Here is a 19,314-nt window from a genome sequence, read left to right on the forward strand (position 1 = left end):
AATGGGACGCACCGTAGAATTCCCGAGAAAGACATAGCCCGCAGAGGCTGACACCCCGAGCCCGGCGCGCTCAAGCGCCCCGAGAGTAGGAGTGCCATGCTCGCCGTCCTGTTCGCCCACGCGGTCGCTGCCACTGTCGCGCCGCTGTTGGTGCACAGGTGGGGGCGCCGCGCGTTTTACCCGCTGGCCCTGGTGCCGTTGCTGTCGTTGATCTGGGTGGTCGCCTACTGGCCCACCACCGATAACGAGGGCAGCGGCGCGCGCCACGTGCGCATCGAGTGGGTCCCCGAACTGTCGATGGATATCGACCTGAGGTTCGACACGCTCGCCGCGATCATGAGCGTGCTGGTGCTGGCCATCGGCGCGCTGGTGCTCTTCTATTGCGGCAGCTACTTCCATCGCCGCGACGGCCGGATGGAGAACCGGCTACCCAGCTTCGCCGCCGAACTGGTCGCGTTCTCGGGTTCCATGTTCGGCCTGGTGGTCGCCGACAACACGCTGCTGCTCTACGTCTTCTGGGAGACGACCACGGTGTTGTCGTTCCTGCTGGTGGGCCACTACGCCGAGCGGGCCACCAGCCGCCGCGCCGCGACCCAGGCGCTGCTGGTGACCACCCTCGGCGGGCTGGCCATGCTGGTCGGCATCGTGATCCTGGGCGAGTACACCGGGACCTATCTGCTCTCGGAGTTGGTGGCCAATCCGCCGAGCGGCCTGGTCATCGACATCGCGCTGATCCTGGTCCTGGTCGGCGCGCTGTCGAAATCGGCGATCGTGCCGATGCACTTCTGGCTGCCCGGCGCCATGGCCGCGCCCACCCCCGTCAGCGCGTATCTGCACGCGGCGGCCATGGTGAAGGCCGGGGTGTACCTGATCGCCCGGATGACGCCCGGCTTCGCCGACGCGGCGCCCTGGCGACCGATGGTGGTGATCCTCGGCGTGCTGACCATGCTGTTGGCCGGTTGGCGCGCCGTGCGCGAATACGACCTCAAGCTCATCCTGGCGTTCGGCACCGTGAGCCAACTCGGCCTGATCACGGTGCTCGTCGGCGCCGGTGGCGGCAACCTGATGCTGGCCGGCCTGACCATGCTGTGCGCGCACGCCATGTTCAAGGCCGCGCTGTTCATGGTGGTCGGCATCATCGACCACTCGACCGCGACCCGCGACATCCGCCGACTGGCGTGGCTGGGTGACAAGGCGCCGTGGTTGTTCGCGATCGCCACCCTGGCCGCCGCCAGCATGGCCTCGCTGCCACCGTTCCTCGGGTTCATCGGCAAGGAAGCCGCCTTCGAGACCCTGCTGCACAGTTACGCCCTGGGTCCGTGGGCGCCGTACGTGTTGGGCGGCGTCGTCCTCGGGTCGCTGTTCACCACCATCTACAGCCTGCGGTTCCTGTGGGGAGCGTTCGCCCGCAAGGGATTACGCGGCCCCAGCACCCGAGTCGCCGACATCCACAAGCCGAAATTCGCGTTCATGGTGCCGCCGGCCGTCCTCGCGCTGGCCGGGCTCGGCCTCGGGCTGATGCCGGCCGCTCTGGAGAGCATCCTGGCCCCGTACGCCAGCACGCTGCCCGGCGGCCTCGACTACCACCTGGCGCTGTGGCACGGCTTCAACCTCCCGCTGCTGCTGTCGGTGCTGGTGCTCGCCGGCGGTGTCGCGGCGTTCTTCTACCGCGCCCGGCTGCGCCGCAACCGGATCGGCTACCTGCCGCTGGGCAACGCCGACCGGATCTACGACTTCACGCTGCGCGCCCTGGACTTCCTGTCCATCAAGCTGACCGGTTCGACGCAGCGCGGTTCGCTGCCGGCCACCCAGTCGACCATCCTGATCACCCTGGTGTTGTTGCCCGTCGGGGTACTGCTGCTCGGTGCCCGGGACCGGCCCGAGCTGGCGCTCTGGGACGAGCCGCTGCAGGTGATCGTGGGTGTGCTGATGCTCGGCGGCGCCCTGGGTGCGGCGCTGCTGCGCAACCGGCTGGCCGCGGTGCTGCTGGTGGGCCTCACCGGGTACGGCTGCGGCGCCATCTTCGCCTTCCACGGCGCGCCCGACCTGGCGTTGACCCAGTTCCTGGTGGAGACGCTGACCCTGGTGGTCTTCGTGCTGGTGTTGCGGACCCTGCCCGCCGAGGCCGAGATGGGTCAGATGCGCCGGTTCCGGCTACCGCGCGCCCTGCTGGCGGTCGCCGTCGGCGCCACCGTCACCGGGTTGGCCGCCTTCGCCATGGCCGCGCGCTCCGGCCGGCCCATCGCCGACCTACTGCCCGATGCCGCCTACCTGCGCGGCCACGGCAGCAACACCGTCAACGTGATCCTGGTCGACATCCGCGCCTGGGACACCCTCGGCGAGATCTCGGTGCTGGTGGTGGCGGCCACCGGCGTCGCCTCCCTGGTGTTCCGCAACCGGCGCTTCGGCGTCGCGCCCCGCATCGCCGATGCCGGGCAGCCCGACATCGGCATGATCGCCACCAGCTACAGCCCGGCCGTCGGCGACATCACCTGGCTGCGCGGCAGCGAATACCGCGATCCCCGGGCCCGGTCCCTGGTGCTCGAGGTGGCGACGCGGCTGATCTTCCCGCTGATCATGGTGCTGTCTGCGTACTTCTTCTTCACCGGGCACAACACCCCGGGCGGTGGTTTCGCCGGCGGGCTCACCGCGGGCCTGGCGCTGGTCCTGCGCTACCTGGCCGGCGGCCGCTACGAACTCGGCGAGGCCCTGCCGCTGGACGCCGGGAAGATCCTGGGCGTCGGGCTGGCCCTGGCGGCCGGCACCGCCGTCGGCTCGCTGCTGTTGGGTGCCCCGCCGCTGTCCTCGGCGCTCATCGAATTCGACGTCCCGATCCTGGGGCACATCAAATTCGTCACCGCGCTGTTCTTCGACCTCGGTGTGTACCTGATCGTGGTGGGGCTGGTCCTCGACGTGCTGCGCAGCCTCGGCGCGCGCCTCGACGAAGAGGTCTCCAGCTGGTCCCACGTGCCGAGGATGGGGAGCCGATGACGCCCTACATCCTGCAACTGGTCCTGATCGGCGCCCTGGTCAGCTGCGGCGTGTACATGCTGCTGGAACGCAACCTGACCCGGATGTTGCTGGGGCTGCTGCTCGTGAGCAACGGCATCAACCTGCTGATCCTGTATTCCGGGGGTCGTTCGGGCAATCCCCCGGTATACGGGCGCAGCAGCGCCAACGAAACCACCACCGCCGACCCGCTGGCCCAGGCGATGATCCTGACCGCCATCGTGATCACCATGGGTGTGGCCGCCTTCGTGCTGGCCCTGACCTACCGCTCCTACCGGTTGACCACCGCCGAAGAAGTCGCCGACGACATCGAGGACACCAGCATTTCGAAGGCCGCGGAGACCGCCGACATCTCCGACATCGACGACATCGACGACATCGACGAGGCCGCCATCACGCATCCCGACACCGACGAACCCGACGAACTCGACGCCCTGCCGGGCCGAGAGGGGTCGCGATGACGCTCGAACACCTCGGTCCGGCGCTGGTCCCGCTGCCGGTCCTGATCTCGTTGCTGTCGGCGGCGTTGTCGCTCATCGCCGGCCGCCGGCCGCGGCTGCAGCGGTTCCTCACGCTGTTCGCGCTGGCCGTCATTGTCGCGGTGTGCGCGGCGCTGCTGTATCTGTCCGACCGGTACGGCACCATCGCGGTGCACGTCGGCGGCTGGGGCGAGTCCGAACCCGGGATGGGCCCGTTGGGCATCACGCTGGTGGTGGACCGCCTGTCCGCGCTGATGCTGGTGGTCTCGACGATCGTGCTGCTGACGGTGGTCTACTACGCCATCGGGCAGGGTATCCGCGACGGCGACGAGCAGCAGCCGGTGTCGATCTTTCTGCCCACCTATCTGGTGCTGTCGGCCGGTGTTTGCTACGCGTTCCTCGCCGGCGACCTGTTCAACCTGTTCGTCGGCTTCGAGGTGCTGCTGACCGCCAGCTTCGTGCTGTTGACCATCGGCGCCAGCAAGGACCGCGTGCGGGCCGGCATCACCTACGTGATGGTCTCGATGGTCTCGTCGCTGATCTTCCTGTTCGGCCTGGCCCTGGTGTATGCCGCCACCGGCACGTTGAACATGGCCGAACTGGCGCTGCGCCTCGACGACGTCAGCAGCGGCACCCGCAGCGCGCTGTTCGCGGTGCTGCTCGTCGCGTTCGGCATCAAGGCCGCAGTGTTCCCGTTGTCGGCCTGGCTGCCCGACTCCTACCCGACCGCGCCGGCCCCGGTGACCGCGGTGTTCGCCGGCCTGCTGACGAAGGTGGGCGTCTACGCCATCATCCGCGCGCACTCGCTGCTGTTCCCGGGCGGCGAACTGGACGGCATCCTGCTGGTCGCGGCGCTGCTGACGATGGTGGTCGGCATCCTCGGTGCCATCGCGCAGAACGACATCAAACGTCTGCTGTCATTCACCCTGGTCAGCCACATCGGCTACATGGTCTTCGGCGTCGCGCTGTCCACCCAGCTCGGCATGTCCGGCGCCATCTACTACGTGGCGCACCACATCATCGTGCAGACCACCCTGTTCCTCGTGGTGGGTCTGATCGAGCGGCAGGCCGGGGCCTCGACGCTGCGCCGGATCGGCGGGCTGGCGGCGGCCAGCCCGGTGCTGGCGTTCGTCTTCGTGGTCCCGGCCCTGAATCTCGGCGGCATCCCGCCGTTCTCCGGTTTCATCGGGAAGGTGGCGCTTCTCGAGGCCGGTGCGCAGGTCGGCTCGGTGCTGGCCTGGGTGCTCGTCGGCGGCTCGGTGGTCACCAGCCTGTTGACGCTTTACGTGGTGGCCCGGGTCTGGACCAAGGCGTTCTGGCGCGAACGGGTCGACGCGCCCGAAGGCGAGCTGTCGGCGGCCTCCCCCTCGGCGTTGTTGGAGGACTCGGACGACGACGTGGTCTTCGCCGATCGCGACGACGTCGGCCGGATGCCGCTCGGCATGCTGCTGCCGACGGGGGCGCTGATCGTCGTCGGGGTGGCCCTGACCGTGTTCGCCGGGCCGATCATCGCCTACAGCGACCGCGCCGCAGACCAGGTCCTGGACCGCAACCAGTACATCTCGTCGGTGGTCGGTGAGCGCCCATGAAACTCTTCGGGAAGCGGTTCACCGGACGCTGGCTGGTCCTGCGGATCTGGATGCTGATCTGGCTGACCTTGGTGTGGGTGCTGTTATGGGGCGGCTTCACGCCCGCCAACGTGATCAGCGGCCTGACCATCGCCCTGGTCATCACCGTGCTGCTGCCGCTGCCACCGGTCCCGGTCGAGGGCCGCGTCCATCCCATCTCGCTGGCCTACCTGATCCTGCGCGTCGCCTGGTCGCTGGTGCAGTCCAGTTTCCAGATCGCGTGGCTGGCAATCCGGCCGAGCGGTCCGCCGATCACCGCGGTGCTGCGCGCGCACATGAACCTCAAGTCGGATCTGGTGCTCGCGCTGTCGGTCAACATCATGAACGTGATCCCGGGGTCGATCGTGCTCGAGATCGACCAGGAACGCCGGATGCTCTACGTCCACGTCATCGACGCCAGCACCGAGAAGGCGGTGAGCAAGTTCTACCGGCAGGCGGCCTGGGTGGAGCGGCTCCTGATCCGGGCGTTCGAGCGCGACGAGGAGTGGCGGCCCGCCGCCAACGGTGGCAGCGCCCTGGATAGCGCCCAGGTGGATGCGGAGGTGGAGCGCCCATGAGCGTCGTGTGGATCTTGGCCGGCATCATGTTGTCCGCGGCCGCGGGCGTCACGATGTTCCGGCTGCTGTCCGGGCCCAGCACGCTGGACCGGCTGGTTTCGCTGGACACCATGATCGCGGTGACCATGTGCGGGATCGGCACCTGGGCCGCGTACAGCCTGGACACCACGGTCACCTACAGCATGGCGGCGCTGGCGCTGATCAGCTTCGTCGGTTCGGTCAGCATCGCCCGGTTCCGGGTGCCGGACACCGACGAGCCGGAGGTCACCCGATGAACCTGACCGACGTCATCGCCGGGACCCTGATCCTCACTGGCTCCGCGCTGGCCCTCACAGCAGCCATCGGCGTGGTGCGCTTCCCCGACACGCTCTCGCGGATGCACGCCGCCACCAAGCCCCAGGTGCTCGGGTTGTTACTGGTGCTGTGCGGGGCCGCGACGCGTCTGCAGGGCAATGCGGACATCGGCATGCTGATCCTGACTGGTCTGTTCACCGTGATCACCGCGCCGGTGATCGCGCAGCGGGTCGGCCAATTGGCCTATCGCGAACAGAATCTGGAGGATCGCCTCACCGTCGACGAGATGCGCAACGAGACCGAGCGGGATTCCGCGCCGGACCGGTAGCGCGGCGCGCTCAGCGCGCCAGCCGGTCGAGGTAGTCGCCCAACTCGTGTTGCGCCTCGGGTGAGAGCCCCAACATCAGGGTGGTCAGGCGTCGCACATCCGGGTCCTGGGCCAGTTCGAGCCAATGGAGGTCGGAGTCGAGCCGGACCAGGTACTGCAGGTCTTCCTCGTCGTAAGTGTCCGCGAAGTACACCGGACGCACCCCGAAAAAGTCGGCCAGCGCGTCGACCGTCGCCTCCGACGGCCGTTTGCGGTTGCCGTGTCGCAACTGGGACAGGTAGGGCGCGGAGATGTACACCCCGCGATCGGCGAGCGCCCGCAGCACGTCGGTGTTGGTGTAGGCGGTGCCGTCCGGCGCCCGGATCGCTGAGAAGAGCCGATTCAGCCGATCGGCGACGGCGCCGCCCCGCCGGCGTCGCGGCGGCGAGCCGGGGAAGTGCGGCCGCGGCTGGTGCGGGCCGGTCCCCCCCTCCCGGACGTGTGGGGTGACGTCGCGGGAGATGCACAGGATCTCCCGAATGCGCCCGTCGTCGCCCTCGAGCGGGATCAGGGTGTTGTCCCAGTACTGTGGCGTGCCGTCGGGTTTGAAGGTCACTCCGGCGAATCCGGACCGGTGTCCCTCGACCGCCCGCTGCAGCGACCGCAACCCCTGGCTGCGGATGTGGCTGGGCAGCAAGTCCAGCCAGGGCATGCCGAACTCCTCCTCGTCGTCGTCGAGTCCGAGCACCTCCCGTCCGCGGTTGTTCACGTGCAACAGCACCCCGTCGGTGCGCAGCACCTTCAGACAGTCGGTGCCGGTCTGCCAACCCCGCTCGGGCCAATGCCGGCCCGCGGGGACGCGTTCGTCGGCTCCGACGCCGTCGTCGCCCGGGTCCTCGGTGTTCAGCACCCACAGCGCGCAGCGGCCCCGGCCATCGATCTTGGCGATGGCGCCGCGCCGCTGCAGGATCGACAGGCTGCGGTAGAGCGTCTCGGTCAACACGTAGACGTCGAAGTCGACCGCGAGGCGGCGCCGCAGCTCGCTGGTGCTCATGGGCCGGTCGCACTCGGCGAGCGCGGTGACGATCAGTCCGCGGATCGGCTCACCCGATGCTCTAGTGGCCATCGCTCGGTCGTTCTCCTTACCCTCAGTGCGGCGCACCCGCAACTGCCCTGTAGCAAATACTGACGACGCGAAGAGTCCGATTGCCGAGGGCGCCCGTTAATCCTTCGCCATAATTTGCTCAGGATCTTCACAGACTCCTTCAAGTCGCGGCCTACGACGGTCGCAAGATGGATCGAATGGCCCGACCAGCAAACTTGACTTTGTGTCATGGAGCGTAACAGATTAGCTCCAACGCCTTGCCTCGCCCTTCGTCGCTAACTCTTGCGAGTTTGCGCACCGATCCTCACCCCGACCGGAGCCGCGGAACCGAATTATTCGCTCCAGTAAGTTCGACACCTGTGGAGCCGATGAACAATGGTCAGATCTATGAGCCATCAGTTAATGGCGGATGATTCTTGTACCCTGTGCTCATCCAGTCCGGGACAGAAGGGCGAACGCTGTTGTGGCCGACGACCTGACCATCGACGAGTTCGCCCGCATCACGAACACGTCGGCCCGCAACGTGCGCGCCTACCACGAGCGTCGCCTGTTGCCGCCGCCGCGGATGGTGGGTCGGACCGGCTACTACCAGGAAATGCACATCGAGCGGATGGCCGCCATCCAGGCCCTGCAGGCCGAGGGATTCTCGTTGGCGGCCGTGCGAGCCCTGCTGGACGCCTGGGAGTCCGGCACCACCATTGATGAATTGGTGGGAGCGAAGCACACCCGGGCCGCCACCCGCAGCGGCGCCATCGACCTCTCCGCGGTGTACCCGATGACCAAGTTCCGCTTCCCGGGACTGCATCCCGACCACATCGTGCGCAACCGGCTGCTGGGCACCCTGGCCGGAGACGGCGTCCCGCACACCCAACTGATCGCCCCCGGCGGCAGCGGAAAGTCCACCCTGGCCGCCGAGTACGTCCGGACCCTCCCCGGCGATTGCGCCTGGGTGTCGCTGGACTCCGACGACGACGACGCCGGCCGGTTCTGGACCACCGTGTTGATCGGGATACGCACCGTCCGAACCGACTTCGGCCCGGACCTGCTCAGCCGGCTGGTGGGCGGCGCCAACGTCGATGCGGTGCTGATCGACATCGCCGACGAGCTGTCCACCTCGGCCCACAGCCTGACGGTGGTGCTCGACGACCTGCATGTCATCGGCAGCGACGAAGTGATGCGGCAGCTGCACTGGTTCATCACGCGGGTGCACCCCAGCCATTGCCGCTTGTTGATCTGCTCCCGCACCCGGCCCTCGATCGCCGCCGCTCGGCTGGTCATCGGCGGGCACCTGGCCGTGCTGGACACCGAGGACCTGGCGTTCGACCCGGACGAAACCCGCGAACTCCTGGTCAACCGGCTGAAGGTGGACCTCACCGCGGCCCAGGTGGCCGAGATCGTCGAGCGCACCGACGGCTGGCCGGCCGGCATCTATCTGGCGGGGATGGCATTACGCAACGGGGCGTCGCCGGAGTCGGTGCTCCAGGCCCTGATCCAGCCGGATCGCCGCACCCACGAATACTTTTCCGAAGAAGTCCTGACCCTGCTGGAGCCGGCCCATCTGAGGTTCCTGGAGGAAATCTCGATCCTCGAGCGGTTCAACGCCGAACTGTGCGACCACGTTCGGCGCGCCTGGGACTCGCAGCAGTTCCTCGACGAACTCGAGGACAACCTGTTCATCATCCCGCTGGATGACACCGGCTACTGGAAACGGCTGCACCACACCTTCGCCTCGGTGGTCCGGGCCCGCGCCACCCTCACCGAGCACCGCATGCACCGGCACCAGCGGGCCGCCCACTGGTACCGCCAACACGATCAGCTACCCGAAGCCGTGCACCACCTGATCGAGGCCGGTGAGTTCGACGCCGCGGCCCGCCTGATCGGCGACATCTACCCGGCGTTTCTCAATGTCAGCAACCAGGGCGCGATGGTCGAACGCTGGCTCGACAAGCTGCCGCCGGAACTGATCGCCAACTCGACCACGCTGAGCCTGGCCACGGCCCTGATCGCCGGGCTGCGCGGCGACACCGCCGACATGTCGGCATGGCTGGCCAACGCCGAGAAGCTCTCGGCGCATCCGACGAGTTCGGCCAAGTCGTCGGCCACCACGCTGTCGCTGGTCTACTTCGTGCGCGGATTGTTGCATTTCGGCGCCGTCGAACAGGCCCGGGAGTGGGCGCGCACCGGGTACCAGCTCTGCCCGCCCGAGCACGTCTGGATGCCGATGCAGGCGGCGTCGCTGGCCCTGCTGTGCACCTGGGTGGACGGCCCCACCGAGGAGGTCCTGACCCTGTGCGAGCAGGTCCTGAGCTGTCCGGCCGGGGCTCAGCAGCCCATCGCGACAACCGGAGCCTGGGCGCTCAAGGCCGTGGTCCTGGCGTCCCAGGGTGACCCTCCGGGGGCGCTGGCCGCAGTCCGCCGCGCCGGCCAGATCCGGGCCACCGCTGGACTCAACCGGGTGCCCCAGTCCGCCAACACCTGGACCTCGTCGGCCCGCGCGCATCGTCTGCTCGGCATGTACGACGCCGCGGCGGCCGATGCCGAGAACGGTTACGCCGCCATCTCCAACGGTGCACCGGGGCGCGACGGCACCGGCGCCGTCGTCCCGCTGCTGATCGAGCTCGTCCACGCGCGACGCCACCAGGGTCGCGGAGCCGAGGCCCGCCGATTCGCCGAAGAGGCGCGGGCCCGGCTGCGGGACGTCGACGGGACCGGGCTGCTGCCGCAGATGCTGGCCGAGGCCACCGCCGGTCTGTGAGCTCAGTCCGGACTCGAGGCCTGGAACCGCGCCATGGCGTCGACGGTCTCCACCGCTTCCCGCAGGGCCGCGAGCCGCTGCGCCGGTCCGGGCGCGGCCAGCACCGCGTAGCGGTCCGCCGGTCCGATCGGGACGCAGCCCGCCAGGGCGTACAGTCGATCGCCCGGCGTCTCCGGCAGGACACCGAACACCTCCGCGCGGCTCGTCAGCCGGATGTCACGGGCGGCGGCCAGGAACTCCAGCAACTCCCAGACGGCGTCCTCCAGCGCCGCGAGCTCGGCGGCGCTCACCTCGGCGGGTTCGTCGGGCCAGTCCTCGATGGACGCCCGCGGGTAAGGGTCGTCGGGTAACCACGCGGTCACCCGAAAGCGTTCCTGGACAATGCATTTCAACTGGTACCGACCCCCGCCGTGATCGGCGACCGACACGATGCGCGCCAGCGCGCCGACGTCGTGGCGCTCGTCGCCGCCGCCGACCTCACGGCCCCGGGCGATCAGTACCACCCCGAAGGCCGGGGCGTCGGTGTCCAGACACGCGCGCACCAGCGCCGAGTAGCGCGGTTCGAAGACGCGCAGCGGCAGGGACTCCCCGGGAAGTAGCGCCGACTGCAGGGGGAACATCGGTGTGGTCCGCGCAGCCGTCATGAGCGCAAGCCTATTCGTCCAACTCGGCCACCAGCGCGTCCACCACGGCGCGCAGATCGCCGTCGTGTTCCTCGGCCACCCGGCGCTGGCGTTGATACGAGGCACCCACCCGCGGAATGTCGGCCACGCCGGCGAGTTCGTCGACGCAGTCCAGCGACCGCGCGACCGGCTGCAGCCGGGTCAGCACATCGTCGAGGTCGTCGGTCACCAAACGCTCGTTGCTGGCCGCGTCCAGGATGATCTCGGCGTCCAGCCCGTAACGGGCGGCTCGCCACTTGTTCTCCTGCACATGCCAGGGCGGCATGGTGGGCAGGTCTTCGCCGCTGTCGAGGCGACGGTCGAGGTCCACGATCAGGCAGTGTGTCAGCGCCACCAGTGCGGCCAGCTCGCGGACATTGGACACCCCGTCGAAGATCCGCACCTCGATCGTGCCCAGGTGCGGCGACGGCCGGATGTCCCAGCGCACCTCGTTGATGTGGTCGATGATGCCGGTCTTCTTCTGGTCGGCGACGAAACCTTCGAATTCACCCCAGGTTTGGAACTGGAACGGCAGCCCCGCGGTGGGCAGCTGCTGGAACATCATCGACCGGTTGCTGGCATAGCCGGTGTCCTCGCCGGCCCACCACGGCGAGGACGCCGAGAGCGCCAGCAGGTGCGGATACTGGTTGAGCAGCGCGGAGATGATCGGCATCACCTTGTGCGACGACGACACCCCGACGTGCACGTGCACACCCCAGATCAGCATCTGCCGACCCCACCACTGGGTGCGCTTGATCAGCTCCGCGTAGCGCGGGGCGTCGGTCAGCTGCTGGGAATCCCACGTCGCGAACGGGTGGGTGCCCGCGCAGAACAACTCCATGTTGCGGGATCGGACCGCCTGCTGGACCGAGCGCAGGGTGCCGCGCAGGTCCTCGACCGCTTCGCCGGTGTTGCGGCAGATACCGGTGACCACCTCGATGGTGTTGCGCAGCAATTCCTTGTGCACATGCGGGTTCTCGCCGAACTCGGCGATGACGTCGGCAGCCTCGTTGCTCAGGTCGCGGGTGTCGGCGTCGACGAGCGCGAACTCCCATTCGACACCCACCGTCGGCCGATAGGAGCCGGCGAACTCGATGTGGTCGCGGTGGTCGACCTTGTCCCGCCGCACCAGGACCCCTACCGTCGCCCGGTGACGTCGTGCCCGCTACGACTCGGAGATGACACCGCAGGCCACTCGCTTACCGGCGTCACCGGTGGCCATGGTGGTCTCGTCCGGACCCGGCGTTCCGTTGACCTGGTTGTACCGCTCCGGCGGGATGTTGGCGAAGTTGTCGGCCTTCTCATGGATGATGATCGCCGTCTGATCGCCGGCCAGCACGTCGTCCTGCGTGAACGCGTCGGTGGTGGTCACCAACAACGCGGATCCGTCCTGACGCACCTGCAGCGAGGTCAGGTCACCGCTGGCGGGGTGCCCGCTGTGGCCCGGAGCCTGGAAATGCCCACCGGCCGAAAGGAAGTCACCGGGGGCGCCGCCGTCCGGGGCCACCGAGTTGGGCTCGCACTTGCCCACCGAATGCAGATGCAGGCCGTGGAAGCCCGGCGTCAGCTTCCCGGTCCCGGTGGTCTCGACGGTGACCTTGGCGAAGCCGCTGCTGAACTCGAACGTGGCGGTGGCGACCTGCGCGCCCGACGCATCGTTGATCGGCACGCTCAGCTTGTCGGCACTGCCGGACGCCTGCCCTTCACCGGAGCCCTCATCGACGCCCGACGGCGCGGGCGAGCCCGTCCAGATCGACGGTGTGGTGCCCGGCGCGTCCGAGGGAACCTCACCCGGAGGCGAGCATGCGGCGAGCAGGGCAACGGGGGCGGCAAACAGAACTGCTGCGACGGGCTTGACCATGTGCCAAAGCCTAACCTGTGACCACCACGACGACGCCCGGAGGCTGCTCCACAAGTTCGGGGAGTCGCGGTTCGACCGGCGCCTCCAGCAGTCGGCCCAGTTCCTCGGCGGCGGCCTGCTCGCCCTCGGCATCGCCGAAGTAGACGGTGGTGACCTCGACGCTGGGCAGGGTCAGGTTGCCCGTCTCGGTGACCGTCCACCCCTCGTCACGCAACCGGGTCGCGGTGCGGTCGGCCGCGCCGGCAACCTCGGAGATGTTGTAGACGCGCACGTCTGCTCGCGGCGCGGCCTCTTCTTCCTCCTCCGGCGCGGCGGCCTCTTCGGAGGTGGGCGTCGCCGAGGTGGTGACGGTGGCCGCGGGGCTCTCGTCGTCGTCTCCGCCGGAACCCAGCGCTTGGAAGGCCACCAGGAGGAATATGACTCCCAGGAACAGCAGCACCATCACCATGGCGCGCAGCGGTAGGCCTGAGGAGTCCGGGACGCGCTCGTTCATCCGGCCCAGCCTAGTCGGTACGACGTAGCGGCTCGCGGAGCCTGCGGAGCGAACCGCGGAAAATTGCTGATCGGGGAAATCAGGTGACCTCGAAGCCCAGCCGGCGGGCGGCGCGCGCCTTCTGCCTGCTGGCCCGGAGCCGCCGCAGCCGTTTCACCAGCATCGGGTCGGCCGCCAACGCCTCGGGGCGATCCACGAGTGCGTTGAGCACCTGGTAGTACCGGGTGGCCGACATCGAGAACAGCTCCTTGATGGCGTCCTCCTTCGAGCCGGCGTACTTCCACCACTGCCGCTCGAAAGCCAGGATGTCGTGCTCACGACGGGTCAGCCCATCGGTGAGCTCAGCGTCATCGCCCGACCGCTCAGCCCTTGCCATGGCGCCGTCCATAATCGATTTTTGGCCCTTTCGCCAATCAAAAACCACCGCTTCGTCTGCGGGAACATTCAACCACGCCGACTTGAGATGACACGGGAACAAGCCCCGCGCGTCGGCTGACTTAAGCTTTTCGTCCATGGCAGTCAGACCAATTGTGATCGTGGGAGATCCGGTTCTTCACACGGCGACCCAACCCGTCCCGGTCGGCGCGGACGGTTCGCTGCCCGCAGATCTGGCCGAGCTGATTGCGGACATGTACGACACCATGGACGCCGCCAACGGGGTTGGGTTGGCCGCCAACCAGATCGGCGTGTCGAAACGGGTCTTCGTCTACGACTGCGCCGACGAGCGGGGCAAGACCGCCCGGCGGCGCGGCGTGGTGGTCAACCCGGTGCTCGAGACCTCCGAGGTCCCCGAGACCATGCCCGACCCCGAGAACGACGACGAGGGCTGCCTGTCGGTTCCCGGCGAATCGTTCCCCACCGGTCGGGCGGACTGGGCGCGGGTCACCGGCCTGGACGCGGACGGCAATCCGATCACGCTCGAGGGCGAGGGGTTGTTCGCGCGGATGCTGCAGCACGAGACCGGCCACCTCGACGGCTTCCTGTACCTCGACCGGCTCGTGGGCCGGCACGCCCGCGCCGCGAAGAAGACGGTCAAGCGCAACGGTTGGGGTGTCCCCGGCCAGTCCTGGATGCCGGGCGAGGTACCCGACCCGTTCGGTCACTGACATGCCGGTGGAGTTGCCCGCGGTCGGGAGCCGGGTCAGTCTGCGATACCGCTTGCCCGCGGGTTCGGACAAGCCGCTGACCGACGTGGTGGGCTACCTCGACCGTGGGGCGCCGGACCTGCTGGTACGCACCAAGTCCGGCGAACTCGTCGAAGTGGCGCTCGCCGACGTGGTGAGTGTGCGTGAGCTTTCCCACACTCCGGTGCGCACCTCAGAGATCCGCGCCGTCGAGCACGCCGCGGCGATGGCGTGGCCCGGTGTCGAGCACCACTGGCTGCACGGCTGGTTCCTGCGCAACGGGCACGGGTTCACCAGCCGCGCCAACTCCGCGGTCCCCCTCGATGTCTCGGCGCACCTGGGCGCCCTGGCCGACGTCGCCGCCTGGTACCGGGAACGCGGCCTACCGGCCCGGCTGGCGCTGCCGGAACGGCTGCTTCCGGTCCGTACGGCCGGCACTGACAACTCCCGGGTGATGGTGCGCGACATCGCGATCGATCCCCGGGTGGTGCCGGTCAGGTTCGCCGATGTCCCCGATGGCACCTGGCTCCAGGGCTATCAGCGCGATGTCCCCGCCGACGTGTTGACCGCGGTGGTCGACGGCGAGGTGACCTTTGCCACCTCGGAGACGGGCGCGGTGGCGCGCGGCGCGGTGACCCCCGCCCCCGACGGCACCGGGTGGCTCGGGATCTCAGCACTGCGGGTGCCGGCCGAGCAGCGCCGGCGCGGGCAGGCGCGCGACCTCTGTTCGGCCCTGCTGGCCTGGGGCACCGGGCGCGGGGCCACCCGGGCCTACGTGCGGGTCCCCGCCGAGAACACCGCGGCGGTGGCGTTGTTCACCGGGCTGGGTTTCCGGCTGCACCACGGCCACCGATATGTGGACGCCGAGTCGTTGCTGGGCTTTACGATTTAGCGCATGAGCCAACCGGCAGGTCCGCCAAAGCGGCTGTGGCAACGGATGACGTTGGCGCGTTGGCGCAAGACCGGCCTGGTGGCGGTGCTGGCGGTGACCGCGGCGTTCGGGGGCCTAGAGGAGGCCGACCACGTCACTCCCGTCGCGCTCGGCGCCACCTACGACACCGGGGCCCTGGTGATCACGCCGCGTTCGGTCGAGGTGACGACGACGCTGCCGTGGATCATGACGACGCTGGCCCCGGAGTGCCGATTCGTGGTGCTCGACGCCACTGTCACCAACACCGCCGACGAGGCGGCACCCATGCCGACGTCAGTCCTGTTGACCGGTACCGCCAGCGACTGCACCACGACCCGGGATCCCGGCGTGACCGATGCCGTGGTGTTGGCCGACGTGCCCAACAACTTCGCCGGCGCGCTACGGGTGCGCCACAACCAGTCCGTCCCCATCGCCGAACCCGGGTTCACCGAGGAGATGCAACTGGCCTGGGTGGTGCCCGACGCCGAACTGCGACAGGTTTCCGACCTCACCTTCCGACTCCGGGACCTGTCGCACGCCTACTCGACCTTCCGCATCTCGCGCCAATGGCTGACCGATGAGGACCACTACGGACAGGTGAGCGTGCCGAATCCGGTGGCGGCGTGAGGAGTCCGGCGCCGCTGCGCGCCGTGGCGCCGGTGGCGCGGGTGCTGCTGGCGGTCGCGCTGCTGGGCGCGGCGATGCTGCTGTGGAAGAACATGCCCAACAAGTTGGACACGTGGGCGCCCATCGCGGTGGACGCCCGCGTTGGGGAACGGGCGGTCGGTCGCGACCTGGCGGTGACGGTCCACAGCGTGGACCTGGCGCGCGCGTTGACGTTTCAGCAGTCCGGCGCGCCGACCCGCCTACCGGCGACCGGGGCGTGGCTGGTGTTCACGCTGACCTACGAGCCCCTGCACGACCACGACGGCCGGCCGGTCGTGCGATTGGTCGCCGACGGCCGCACCTACCAGTCGACCGTCGGTAGTTTGCGTGGCCCACCGGTGCCGATCGGGGTGCCGAAGAATGGTGTCGTCGCCTTCGAGCTGCCGGATGTTCCCGCCGCAGCGGAGTTCAAGGTCGCCAATCAGACGCAGGAGAAGTGGGGTAATCCGCTCAACGCCCCACTGGATTCGCAGATCTCGCTGCCGATCGACGTGGCCGCGCTGCCGGTGCGCGACGCGGTGAACCTCGACGAGCTGGGGGCTCGATGAAAGCCTGGTTGGTCCGGCACCGCTGGGCCTTTCCCGTCATCGCCGTGACGCTCGCGCTCATCGGCGCGACGGTGGTGTATCCGGCGTGGTGGCGCAACATCGGCTATCTGGAAGCCGCGCACGCCGTGTCCGTCGGTGAGCCGATCGAGATCGACGGCGTGCAATGGCGACTCGACCCGATCGCACCACCGGCTGCCGTCGACGAAGAGACCACGCCGAACACCCGACCCGTGCTGTTCGTGCTGCGACACGAACTCGCGGGCGCCACCTCCTCGGTGGCGGACACCTACTCCAAATGCGCGATGTCATTCCTCGACGGCCAGGGCCGCCGTTGGCTGTCCAAGCCGCTGCCGTTCAATGCTTTCTCGTGGCTGCAATCCGAAGGGCTGACCGCGGATTGTCGGAAACCGCTGCCGTTGGTGGCCTACGCGCAGGTGCCCAAGGATGTCCACATCACCACCGTCGAGCTCCTGTTGAGCCGGCTGGCCGACCCGAACCTGCGGGTGATGCCCGATGCGTCAGAGCTGACGACCGTGATCCGATTCGACACCGGCTGAGCTCATTTCGGCCTGCTGCGCCCGCACCTGCTCCACGCAGTACCAGTAGGTGGCGGCCACCAGACAGATCCGCAGCGGTTCGATGAGCGCACCGATGCCGATCCGGATCGCGTCGTCGAAGCTTTCCCACCACGGCCACGGGTGCGGGCCCAAAAGCAGGCTGACCCAGCGAAACAGGTAGCCGTCGTTGACCTTGATGTCGAAGTACGCACCGCCGGGGGCAAGCACCAACAGCCCGATGTAGGCGAAGACGAAGAACGCGATCGGTAGCAATCCGCCGTGCAGGATCAGCCGGCCCGCATCGATGATCGAGCCGAACCGGCCGAACTGGCCGCGAATGAACTCGAGCAGCCGGGACTGCACCTCACCGGGAACCCGTTGCCAGCGCGGCTGCAGGACGTTGCGGCTGCGTTCCAACGCGTGGGCGGCGACCACGTCGGCGCGGTGACCGAGCATCACGCGGCGGGCCCCGCTCCAGGTCGGGGTGAACGGCGTGCCGTAGATCGAAGCGGTGATCGCCAGCCAGGCCAGCGACAGCCCGAGCACCGGGATCAGCAGCGCGACGAGCGCGCCGAGCCACGACCACCAGTCCTCGAGAAGGACGAAGTGGGAGAACAACTCGGCCCTGGTGTCGTCGATCCACACCATTACCCGACGCTCCGCGATCCACTTCGGCGAGCCGAACAACGCGGCGGCCCCGGCCTGCAGGGTCAGGAAGATCCAGAGCACCTCGAAGTACACCGCCAGCGCCATCGTCCAGCGCGGCAGCTTGGCGCGGAACCGGGTGATCAACTGGCGCAGGACGAACGCAACGGCGATGACCGCCCATACCTCGGCGCCGATGCCGCCGTAGGCGACTTCCTGGACGGCGGCGGCGCCCCCCTGGTACACGGTGGTGAAGTCGACCGTGGTGACGTAGATGTAGTAGTCCTCGTAGATCAGCTTCCACGTGGTGTAGATGACCAGGAACGGCAGGATCGCCGTCATCAGGATGTCGGTTGTGCCCCTTGCGTTCTGACGGTCATCGCCCACGTGCTGCAGGGCCGGCGTGACGGCGCGGATGGCCAGGAACATGCCGAGGAAGGTCAGCAACCGCACGATGGGGGCCAGAACCACCACCAGGCTGCCCCAGATCCGGCCGTGCGCCAGGCCCACTTCGATGGCCCCCTGCAGCACCCAGTACCGGACCAACCAGCCCACCAGATACAGCGCCACCAGCGTCGGCCAGGTTTGCCACCACAGCCGGATCGTGTTCGTGGCGATCGTGAGCATCGGCACAGCCCCCTTCCGGCGGGAACTCTAGCGCGAAGTCCGACCCCCTACGATCTGAACCATGCGCCTGGCCACCTGGAACGTCAACTCCATCCGCACCCGCGTCGACCGCGTGGTCGACTGGCTGGAACGCGCTGACGTCGACGTGCTGGCCATGCAGGAGACCAAGTGCACGGACGCGCAGTTCCCCACCATGCCGTTCGCCGCGCTGGGTTACGAAGTCGCCCACGTGGGTCTCAATCAATGGAACGGCGTGGCGATCGCCTCGCGGGTTGGTCTGGAGAACGTCGAGGTGGGCTTCGAGGGGCAACCGACCTGGTCCGGCAAACCCGATGTCGAGGCGACGGCGGAGGCGCGTGCACTCGGCGCGACGTGCGGCGGGGTGCGGGTGTGGAGCCTCTATGTGCCCAACGGGCGCACGCTGGAGGACCCGCACTACGCCTACAAGCTGGAATGGCTTGCCGCCCTCCGTGATACCGCGGCCGGCTGGCTGGCCGACGACCCGTCCCTGCCGGTCGCGCTGGTCGGTGACTGGAACATCGCGCCGCAGGACGACGACGTCTGGGACATCTCGGTGTTCGACGGACGCACGCACGTCTCCGCACCGGAACGCGCCGCGTTCGCCGCGATCGAAGCGGCCCAATTCACCGACGTGGTAAGGCCGTTCACCCCAGGACCGGGCGTCTACACGTATTGGGATTACACCCAGCTGGCCTTCCAGAAACGCCGCGGCATGCGCATCGACTTCATCCTGGGCTCACCGGCATTCGCCGAGCGCGTCGTCCACGCCGAGATCGTCAAGGACGAGCGCCGCCCCGGCAAGAAGGGCAGCATCGCGCCCAGCGATCATGCGCCGGTGCTGGTGGAGATCTCCAGCTAGCCAGCGGGAGCCAGCACGGCCCAGTGCGAAGTGCTGAAAGATCGACAGCAGCGAGGGCATTGTGCACTTGAGATCCGTCGTGTCCGGTGACGAGACTGACTCCGACGGAAAGGGGTGCACATGCATCACACTTCGGAATCTGGGCAGGCGGACTTGTTGATCCGGGTGCCGTCGCAGATCAGCACGCAGTGGCTCTCGACGGCGCTG

General features: G+C 68.4%; 20 protein-coding genes. 13 read left to right on the forward strand and 7 right to left on the reverse strand.

All coding sequences use genetic code 11. The annotated features are described in order from the left end of the window. The first annotated feature begins 96 nt into the window (after positions 1–96). From R2K23_RS19485 to mnhG, 6 genes are read left to right on the forward strand one after another with little or no spacing between them, the layout of a single operon-like run. Complete coding sequence (locus R2K23_RS19485) at positions 97–2,991, forward strand: Na+/H+ antiporter subunit A (protein WP_316511865.1); 2,895 nt, start codon at positions 97–99, stop codon at positions 2,989–2,991. Then, positions 2,988–3,470 (forward strand): Na(+)/H(+) antiporter subunit C, encoded by a 483-nt coding sequence (locus R2K23_RS19490; RefSeq protein WP_316511867.1) that lies wholly within the window; start codon positions 2,988–2,990, stop codon positions 3,468–3,470. Before R2K23_RS19485 ends, R2K23_RS19490 begins: the two co-directional genes overlap by 4 nt. After that, complete coding sequence (locus tag R2K23_RS19495; RefSeq protein WP_316511869.1) at positions 3,467–5,077, forward strand: Na+/H+ antiporter subunit D; 1,611 nt, start codon at positions 3,467–3,469, stop codon at positions 5,075–5,077. The genes R2K23_RS19490 and R2K23_RS19495 overlap by 4 nt, the downstream gene beginning before the upstream one ends. Beyond that, on the forward strand, positions 5,074–5,673 hold the full coding sequence (locus R2K23_RS19500; RefSeq protein WP_316511870.1) for a Na+/H+ antiporter subunit E: 600 nt from the start codon (positions 5,074–5,076) through the stop codon (positions 5,671–5,673). Before R2K23_RS19495 ends, R2K23_RS19500 begins: the two co-directional genes overlap by 4 nt. Continuing rightward, a complete protein-coding gene (locus tag R2K23_RS19505; protein WP_316511871.1) occupies positions 5,670–5,948 on the forward strand; it encodes a monovalent cation/H+ antiporter complex subunit F in 279 nt (92 codons plus the stop codon). Before R2K23_RS19500 ends, R2K23_RS19505 begins: the two co-directional genes overlap by 4 nt. Beyond that, a complete protein-coding gene (gene mnhG, locus R2K23_RS19510) occupies positions 5,945–6,295 on the forward strand; it encodes a monovalent cation/H(+) antiporter subunit G (RefSeq protein ID WP_316511872.1) in 351 nt (116 codons plus the stop codon). Before R2K23_RS19505 ends, mnhG begins: the two co-directional genes overlap by 4 nt. Before the next feature lie 10 nt (positions 6,296–6,305). On the opposite strand, the gene R2K23_RS19515 is transcribed toward mnhG, so the two are convergent. Further along, on the reverse strand, positions 6,306–7,400 hold the full coding sequence (locus R2K23_RS19515; protein ID WP_316511874.1) for a PAS domain-containing protein: 1,095 nt from the start codon (positions 7,398–7,400) through the stop codon (positions 6,306–6,308). Between the two features lie 442 nt (positions 7,401–7,842). Between R2K23_RS19515 and R2K23_RS19520 the strand changes: the two genes are divergently transcribed. Next, positions 7,843–10,134: a winged helix-turn-helix domain-containing protein gene (locus R2K23_RS19520; protein ID WP_316511876.1), complete on the forward strand. Its 2,292-nt coding sequence runs from the start codon at positions 7,843–7,845 to the stop codon at positions 10,132–10,134. A gap of 2 nt (positions 10,135–10,136) precedes the next feature. Here R2K23_RS19520 and R2K23_RS19525 read toward each other — a convergent pair whose 3' ends face one another. The 5 genes from R2K23_RS19525 to R2K23_RS19545 all read right to left on the reverse strand — a co-directional run bounded on the left by R2K23_RS19525 (position 10,137) and on the right by R2K23_RS19545 (position 13,538). Continuing rightward, positions 10,137–10,778 carry an LON peptidase substrate-binding domain-containing protein gene (locus R2K23_RS19525; RefSeq protein ID WP_316511878.1) on the reverse strand — a complete coding sequence of 214 codons (642 nt, stop codon included), beginning with the start codon at positions 10,776–10,778 and terminating at the stop codon, positions 10,137–10,139. Between the two features lie 10 nt (positions 10,779–10,788). Then, entirely contained in the window at positions 10,789–11,925 is a 1,137-nt protein-coding gene (locus R2K23_RS19530; protein ID WP_316511879.1) for a glutamate--cysteine ligase, read from the reverse strand. Positions 11,926–11,961: 36 nt separating this feature from the next. Continuing rightward, positions 11,962–12,657, reverse strand: a complete 696-nt coding sequence (sodC, locus tag R2K23_RS19535) for a superoxide dismutase[Cu-Zn] (protein ID WP_316511882.1) — start codon at positions 12,655–12,657, stop codon at positions 11,962–11,964. Positions 12,658–12,667: 10 nt separating this feature from the next. Beyond that, a complete protein-coding gene (locus R2K23_RS19540; RefSeq protein WP_316511883.1) occupies positions 12,668–13,150 on the reverse strand; it encodes a LytR C-terminal domain-containing protein in 483 nt (160 codons plus the stop codon). Positions 13,151–13,229: 79 nt separating this feature from the next. Beyond that, entirely contained in the window at positions 13,230–13,538 is a 309-nt protein-coding gene (locus R2K23_RS19545) for a DUF3263 domain-containing protein (RefSeq protein ID WP_316517426.1), read from the reverse strand. Positions 13,539–13,662: 124 nt separating this feature from the next. Here R2K23_RS19545 and R2K23_RS19550 point away from each other — a divergent pair, with 124 nt between their 5' ends. Genes R2K23_RS19550 through R2K23_RS19570 form a run of 5 tightly spaced genes read left to right on the forward strand, consistent with a single transcriptional unit; the run spans position 13,663 to position 16,955 of the window. After that, on the forward strand, positions 13,663–14,256 hold the full coding sequence (locus tag R2K23_RS19550; RefSeq protein WP_316511885.1) for a peptide deformylase: 594 nt from the start codon (positions 13,663–13,665) through the stop codon (positions 14,254–14,256). 1 nt (position 14,257) lies between these two features. After that, a complete protein-coding gene (locus R2K23_RS19555; protein ID WP_316511887.1) occupies positions 14,258–15,166 on the forward strand; it encodes an N-acetylglutamate synthase, CG3035 family in 909 nt (302 codons plus the stop codon). Positions 15,167–15,169: 3 nt separating this feature from the next. Next, on the forward strand, positions 15,170–15,811 hold the full coding sequence (locus tag R2K23_RS19560) for a hypothetical protein (protein ID WP_316511888.1): 642 nt from the start codon (positions 15,170–15,172) through the stop codon (positions 15,809–15,811). Continuing rightward, on the forward strand, positions 15,808–16,398 hold the full coding sequence (locus tag R2K23_RS19565; RefSeq protein WP_316511890.1) for a hypothetical protein: 591 nt from the start codon (positions 15,808–15,810) through the stop codon (positions 16,396–16,398). Before R2K23_RS19560 ends, R2K23_RS19565 begins: the two co-directional genes overlap by 4 nt. Further along, on the forward strand, positions 16,395–16,955 hold the full coding sequence (locus tag R2K23_RS19570; protein ID WP_316511891.1) for a hypothetical protein: 561 nt from the start codon (positions 16,395–16,397) through the stop codon (positions 16,953–16,955). The genes R2K23_RS19565 and R2K23_RS19570 overlap by 4 nt, the downstream gene beginning before the upstream one ends. Here the strand turns inward: R2K23_RS19570 and R2K23_RS19575 are convergent. Continuing rightward, complete coding sequence (locus tag R2K23_RS19575) at positions 16,917–18,227, reverse strand: hypothetical protein (RefSeq protein WP_316511893.1); 1,311 nt, start codon at positions 18,225–18,227, stop codon at positions 16,917–16,919. The genes R2K23_RS19570 and R2K23_RS19575 overlap by 39 nt on opposite strands. Positions 18,228–18,288: 61 nt before the next feature. On the opposite strand from R2K23_RS19575, the gene R2K23_RS19580 reads away from it, so the two are divergent. Continuing rightward, positions 18,289–19,107, forward strand: coding sequence for an exodeoxyribonuclease III (locus tag R2K23_RS19580; RefSeq protein ID WP_316511895.1), 819 nt, complete (start codon positions 18,289–18,291; stop codon positions 19,105–19,107). Positions 19,108–19,314: the final 207 nt, after the last annotated feature.

It is taken from the genome of Mycolicibacterium sp. MU0050, from assembly GCF_963378085.1.
Lineage (GTDB): Bacteria > Actinomycetota > Actinomycetes > Mycobacteriales > Mycobacteriaceae > Mycobacterium > Mycobacterium wendilense.